Below are 6,570 nucleotides of genomic sequence, written 5' to 3'. Positions count from 1 at the left end.
ACCAACTGCTCAATTCCTGTGAATCCATCGATTACCTGGTTCAGGGCGATCCCGAGTTGCCGGTTCTCCAGCTCCTCCAGGGTTCTTCCTGCGCTACGGTGCCCAACCTTATCTTTCGCGAGCAGGGGAATATACAAAGGTCAAACCAGCACTGGCTCATCGATCAGGCAACCCTGGACAACCTCTCCTTTGCCCGAACTTCGTTTCTTATCAACAGTGAGCTTTACTTTACCCGCATCAACACAATTCTTGGATTTCCTCTTTTTATCGGCCGTGGCTGCGCTTTTGACTGTGCCTATTGCGGAGGAAGTCGGCAGGCCTTCTCCATCCACTCCAACCGCCGATACCCGGTGGCCAGGTCTATCGATTCCATTATCCGGGACCTGTATAGATTACACGAGGTCACTGATATCCTCTATATCTGCTACGAAAACAATCAGCAGTACATACAGGATATCTTTGCGGCAATTGCTGCCGAGGATGGGCTTCGAGGCCATTTCTCACTTAACTACGGGGCCTGGCACCTGCTTGATTCTTCTTTTGTAACCCTGTACAAGAAGGCCTTCAAGTGGCAAGGAACCAAACCAGTCTTTGAGTTTTCTCCAGAAGTAATTTCCGACAAACACCGGAGAGAGATTAAAGGCGCTACTGCCTACGGCCTGGAAGATTTACTCGTAAACTGTACCGATCTCAGCCAGCAATTTGCTCAACAGTTACGGATAGAGCTCTTCTTTAGCCGCTATCACCCGCATCAGAATACGAAAAAAACTATTATTGAGGAAATTCAGCAGATTTATCATTTGAAACATACACTGTTTTTGCAGGAATACCCTTCAATCCACATTTGTTACGACCACCTCTCAACCGATATTGGTTCCGGGTATTGGCAGCAGGAGCTTGTTTCGTCTGTCGATTTTGACCAATTTCTCGATATGAAACATCGGGTTGACAATCAACTGCTGCATCCTTTTCCAGTGGATAATCTTTGTTTCTTTATCCCCCAAACACTCTCGACCGGTGACCGTCTGCTCGTAGAGGCGCTGGCGCAATCACTTGAGTACCTCGAACAGCACTGCCATGAACTGTTCCAGGTTCTCTTTTTCTGTACCCAAAGCTACTGGATTGACGTTTTAGTCGACGTACTTTCCTCCCTGGTTACACGCCATGAACAATCCTTCTTCATCAACTTCCCTATCGAGGAGCTACTCCACGAATTAGGCGCACGCATGGCTGCCGCAGCAAACGACAAAGACCTCAGTTTTGTGCCTGATTTGTTTTCGTTCACGATAAAAAAACTGCACTTTCGCCAGCAGCCACTGGAAAGAGAACAGGAGTACCATGCAGAAGTGCGCTATTGCCTTAACCAGGAAAGAATGAGCATTCATCAGTATGACTATATGGACCTGCCTCAATTTCTGCGCTTCGTAGAACGTCATCGAAACAGCGCCCGTAAACCCTACCAACGCACGGTATGCCTGTATCTGGACAGCACCGTGCTCACCCTCCCCCACCGAAGCTACCGAGCATCCCTTGGTCAATTTGAACAGGGCCTGCGCATCTCTACCTACCTGGATTCACTTGGTGAAACCGCACAAATTGATCGAACGGCCCAGGAAAAGGTTATCCAGCAGTTGATTGCCAACTACGTCCTTCTCCCCTGCTCTGTGGCCCAGTGAAATCCGATACGTCAACCAGCCAGATCCCTCACTCAGTCTCGACAGCTATACCGGGGAACGCTTGGCGTATGGTATCAACCGGAATGGCAAAACCAATGCCCTCTGTATCGGAAAAAATCATGGTGTTCACCCCCAGCAATACCCCATCGGCATTGACTAACGGTCCTCCACTATTGCCGGGATTGATGGGTGCATCAACCTGAACGTAACGCTTTCCACTCAATTCTCTATAACCGGAGACAATGCCGGAGGTAACCGTATGATGCAGTCCTAATGGACTGCCGATGGTGTAGACGGAACTCCCTTGATCGGGATAGACTGCCACTTGTTGAACAGGTATCACCGGCGAATTAAAAACATTTATGGCCAGCATCGCCAGGTCATACTCCGTGCTGTATTGGATGGACGCGGCAGGGTACTCGGAACCATCGATAAGTACGACCTTCCCGTCGTTTATAAAATCGCTCTCTTTGATAGTGGAGACGCTTTGTTCCAATTTGGCAAGTTGTTGTCTATACCGGTCGTACTGCTCTTCCCGGATGAGAATATTCTTCTGCAGCTGCTGTCGAATTTGACCAGCATCAAGGTGTTTGAGCTGCTGCCTGGCAAGCTCAATGTTTTTCCCCTCATGCTCCAGGCGTTGCCGCGCCTGCTGTACCTGCTCTGTCATTTTCTGCAGCTGATCAGGATCAAATTGCACCACATGCCGATTGGTGATGATAGTCCCATAGCGATCGACGAAAAACCCTGAGCCATTTCCCCAGGGAGTGACAATGGAAACAGTGGCATTGCGGGCAGCGTCGAGAGGCGCCTTTATAGGAAAATCCTCGTTCAGTTGCCCTGCCAAGCCTTCGGAAACTGGTGATAATCGTGCAAAGGTATCTTTCTCTGCCAGTGAAAACCGTTTTTCGTGAGCAGCCGAATCAGCTTGAACATCTGGGCTGTGAAGAGTTTTCGGTTTGCTGGTTACCAGCATACTCGTGTCCGCAGGCGCAAACCTGTCAACGAGCCAAACTCCGATACCGGCCACACTCAAAGCCACAGCTCCCCACAGGAAGAGAATGCCAGCCTGCTGCTTTTTCTTTACCGGTTGCCGGCGGTGTTGGGCGTGTTTCCTTTTCTCTTGATAAGCAGCATATTTGGCAAAAATTACTCCGCACCTACCACATTCAGGCTGCTCTGCCTGTCTGTAACCGCATTTTGGACACTTCATAATGCTCCATCAAAGAAAAAAATCCAGCCCGAGCCCATCCAATCAGTCTAGGAGGTCAAACTGATCTTTGGTTGCATAGCACATGGGACAAACCCATGCTTCCGGCAGCTCTTCAAATAGTGTTCCTCCAGGTACATTATTAAGGGGGTCACCTTTTTTCGGATCATATATATACCCGCAGTTTATACAAATATAGCGATCTACTGACGTCAGTTTTTCCATTGTTACACCGCAAAATACTTTGCCTGAGGGTGGTGAACCACAATAGCTGATGTTGTCTGTTCAGGTACCATTTGCATATTCTCGGTCAGGGCTATGCCTATTTTTTCCGGCCTTAAAAAGGCAAAAAGCGGTTGATGGACGTCCATGTCCGGGCATGCGGGATAACCGAAGCCGTAGCGCGATCCCTGGTAATCCTGGGTCACCATTCCCGCAAGATCCCCTGCATCTGTATTGCCTATGCCGAGTTCCTCACGCATTTTCCCATGCCAGTATTCAGCCAAGGCATCGGTCAACTCTACACTAAACCCGTGCAGCATGAGGTAATCATGATAACTGTCGGACTCGTAGAGTCGGGCCGTTTCTCGGCCCATCCGATCTCCAATGGTAACAATAAAAAAGCCGGCGATATCTCCGCCGTCTTTTCTCGGTTTAAAATAATCTGCGATACAGAGATGCGGAGCCAGCGCTTGCCGAGGAAAGGTAAAGGGATAAGTCCCATCTTCTGTCTCGACCTGTACCGTATTGCCCTCTGACCAGCACCGAAAATACCCGTAAGTCACCTTGGGGACTGCCAGCCGCTCTGCAAGGGTCCTGCTGCAGAGTTCTGCGAATATGGGTTGAACCCTGCTTTCAATAAGTTCTCTATACTCTTCCCCCCCCATCCGGCCGCGCCGATATCCCCAGCGCCCACGAAACAGCGCCTGCATATTAATTAAGTCAAAAAGAGGTTCCAGCGCTATATGCTCAACATAGCGCTGACCGAGGAAAGGTGGTTCTGGAACCGGGTTATTTCTATCAATCCGGGAATCTTTTACCCCGGGCTTGAGAGCGGCAACAGCTGTTGACTCATCATGGATAGTTGCCTTCAGGGTCCCCTCTTCATATTCCCTTACTGCTTTCAACCCTGCAAAGGCATCCTGACAATAGACCACAGGTGCAGTGTACGCGGGAACACACGATTCTGCGACAAACTTGGGCGTAAGCGCAGCTCCGCCCAACAAAATGGGAATATCCAATCCCGATGCACGGTACTGGGGCATGGACTCCTGCATCACAATGGCTGACTTGACCAGGAGACCGCTCAGTCCGACGAGATCTACATTATACTCCTTGGCTTTTTCAATTATCGTCTCGGTAGGCACTTTGATGCCGATATTATAGACTTTATACCCATTGTTGGACAGGATGATCTCCACCAGATTTTTTCCTATGTCATGCACATCCCCCTGTACGGTGGCCAAAAGAATTTTTGTTGTGCTCTCTCCATCAACTCTCTCCATGAACGGCTCCAGGAAGCTGACGGATTTCTTCATTACCTCGGCAGACTGAAGCACAAAGGGAAGTAAAATTTCCCCCTTTCCGAACAGCTCTCCCACATTGCGCATGGCCGGAACCAGAACCAGATTGATAATCGCCAGGGGCGTCATACGCTCCATCAGAACAGGAAGTAAATCTTCTATCCCTTCCTTGTCTCCATTCACCACATGGTGGAATAGCTGCTCCTGTGGGGTCCGGTGGTGCCCCTGCTCTTCGGTTGCCTCCTCACCTGTTTTATCACTGAAATGATCAATAAATCGCAGCAGCGGTTTTTTCTCCTGATCTGGTTCACGATCATAAAGCAGGTCCAAACAAACCGCCCTGTCATCCTTATCCAACCCCGCCAGGGGGACAATTTTTGCCGCATCAACGATAGCGGCGTCCAATCCGGCCTCAACCGCTTCATGAAGAAAAACCGAGTTGAGAATTTTCCTGGCATGAGTAGCCAAGCCAAACGAGATATTGCTCAAGCCAAGAACAGTAAGACACCCTGGAAGCTCCTTTTTTATGCGCTTTATGCCCTCCAACGTCTGTACCGCTGCATCCCTCAGGCTCTCGTCGCCGGAGCCCACGGTAAAGGTCAGGCAATCAAAGAGGATATCGCTCGGCCGCAGACCGATTTCCCCCACCGCGACATCGTGTATCTGTTGTGCGATCCGCACCTTGTCGTCGGCAGTCATTGCCATGCCCTTTTCGTCAATGGTCAGGGCGACCACGGCAGCACCATACTTTTTCACAGCCCTGCACACACGACGCAGGCTTGTGCCACCGTCCTCAAGGTTGACTGAGTTGATGATGCACCTTCCGGGGTAAAGCCGCAAACATTCTTCGATACATTCAGGCGTGGTCGAATCAATCATCAAGGGCGCCTTGAGTGATCCTGCACACATTGTGACCAGGGTTGTCAGGTCTTTGAGTTCATCACGCCCTGCATAGGCGGTACAGAGATCAATTACCTGCGCCCCCTTTTTTTCCTGCTCTACAGCAATTTTCAGACAGGCCTGGTAGTCGTCGGCCAGCAACAATTCCCTGAATTTTTTAGACCCATTGGAATTGGCTCGTTCCCCAATCAGCAGCGGTGGAATTTCCTGCTGCAATTCCACCGCCTGGTATAAGCTGGAAACAGAAGGTTTCATGCCGCCACCTCCCGCTTCATCGGTGCAACACCCTGAAGGGCGTTGACCAAAGTCCTTGTATGCTCAGGCGTCGTCCCGCAGCAGCCTCCCACTATACTTACCCCATATTCGGTGATAAACTTCTTCATCTCTTCAGCATAGGCATCAGGGGTAAGGGGATAGCAGGTCTTACCGTCGATCACTTCAGGTAAGCCCTGATTAGGCACGCAACTGATCCTTCCCGGCCAGTTTTGGCTGAGGTATCGTATATGCGATTCCATGTCCGCCGGACCGGTAGCACAATTCAATCCCAACGACAGAATGGGAAATGGTTCAAAAGTCACAGCCACCGTGGCGATATCCGATCCGACCAACATGGTCCCGGTCCGCTCAATGGTCACTGAGGCCATAACCGGAACGTCCTTGCCCAGTTCCTCCATCACCTCAAAACAGGTGATCATGGCAGTCTTAATCTGGAGAAGATCCTGGCAGGTTTCAACAATAAGCAGGTCCACCCCTGCCATGAGTAAAGCCCGAATCTGTTCGGCATGGGCAAGGGCAAGTTCATCCACCGTTATATGTCCAAGTGAAGGCAGCTTGGTGCCCGGCCCTACTGAACCTGCCACATAGACGTTTTCCCGCCCAGCTGCAGCTTTACGGGCATTTTCCACCCCGGCGAAATTAATTTTCGCAACCTGGTCAGCAAGTCCGTATTCATCAAGCACGATGCGTCCCGCACCAAAGGTATTGGTTTCAAGGACCATTGCCCCGGCGTTGACAAACCTTGTATGGAGTTCGATAATTACTTCCGGGGCAGTAATATTCAACAATTCGTTGCAGCCCTCTTTTCCCTCCCATGCAGACAAAGGGATGTTCATTTCCTGTAAATTGGTGCCGCAGGCGCCGTCTAAAATGAGTACTGGGTGATCTGTTGGTTTCATCGCTAAATTGTGTATAATCTCATCTGGTTTTCAAAACCGGCCTTTTCTGTGGTCAGTGTAGCAACAAACGGTCATTTCACCATCTG

5 protein-coding genes (1 of these 5 only partly in view) are annotated in these 6,570 nt (G+C 50.2%); 1 reads left to right on the top strand and 4 read right to left on the bottom strand.

What is annotated here, in order from left to right; all coding sequences use genetic code 11:
- Window positions 1–1,676, top strand: the 3' portion of a protein-coding gene (locus ACZ52Z_RS19530) for a B12-binding domain-containing radical SAM protein (protein ID WP_464268445.1). The gene continues 316 nt to the left of window position 1, outside the view; the window shows 1,676 of its 1,992 coding nt (coding positions 317–1,992); its start codon lies beyond the left edge, outside the window; it ends in the stop codon at window positions 1,674–1,676.
- Window positions 1,677–1,704: 28 nt separating this feature from the next.
- Here ACZ52Z_RS19530 and ACZ52Z_RS19525 read toward each other — a convergent pair whose 3' ends face one another.
- Genes ACZ52Z_RS19525 through ACZ52Z_RS19510 form a run of 4 tightly spaced genes read right to left on the bottom strand, consistent with a single transcriptional unit; the run spans window position 1,705 to window position 6,484 of the window.
- The gene (locus ACZ52Z_RS19525) at window positions 1,705–2,889 is read right to left on the bottom strand and encodes a trypsin-like peptidase domain-containing protein (RefSeq protein ID WP_464268444.1); all 1,185 of its coding nucleotides are present in this window, start codon (window positions 2,887–2,889) and stop codon (window positions 1,705–1,707) included.
- 42 nt (window positions 2,890–2,931) lie between these two features.
- Entirely contained in the window at window positions 2,932–3,111 is a 180-nt protein-coding gene (locus ACZ52Z_RS19520; RefSeq protein ID WP_464268443.1) for a rubredoxin, read from the bottom strand.
- A gap of 2 nt (window positions 3,112–3,113) precedes the next feature.
- Window positions 3,114–5,564, bottom strand: a complete 2,451-nt coding sequence (locus tag ACZ52Z_RS19515) for a methionine synthase (protein ID WP_464268442.1) — start codon at window positions 5,562–5,564, stop codon at window positions 3,114–3,116.
- Complete coding sequence (locus ACZ52Z_RS19510) at window positions 5,561–6,484, bottom strand: homocysteine S-methyltransferase family protein (protein ID WP_464268441.1); 924 nt, start codon at window positions 6,482–6,484, stop codon at window positions 5,561–5,563. Before ACZ52Z_RS19510 ends, ACZ52Z_RS19515 begins: the two co-directional genes overlap by 4 nt.
- Window positions 6,485–6,570: the final 86 nt, after the last annotated feature.

The organism is Desulfogranum aggregans (assembly GCF_055398265.1).
The sequence above is the reverse complement of the archived record's forward strand: the minus strand, read 5'-3'. Positions and strand labels throughout refer to the sequence as shown.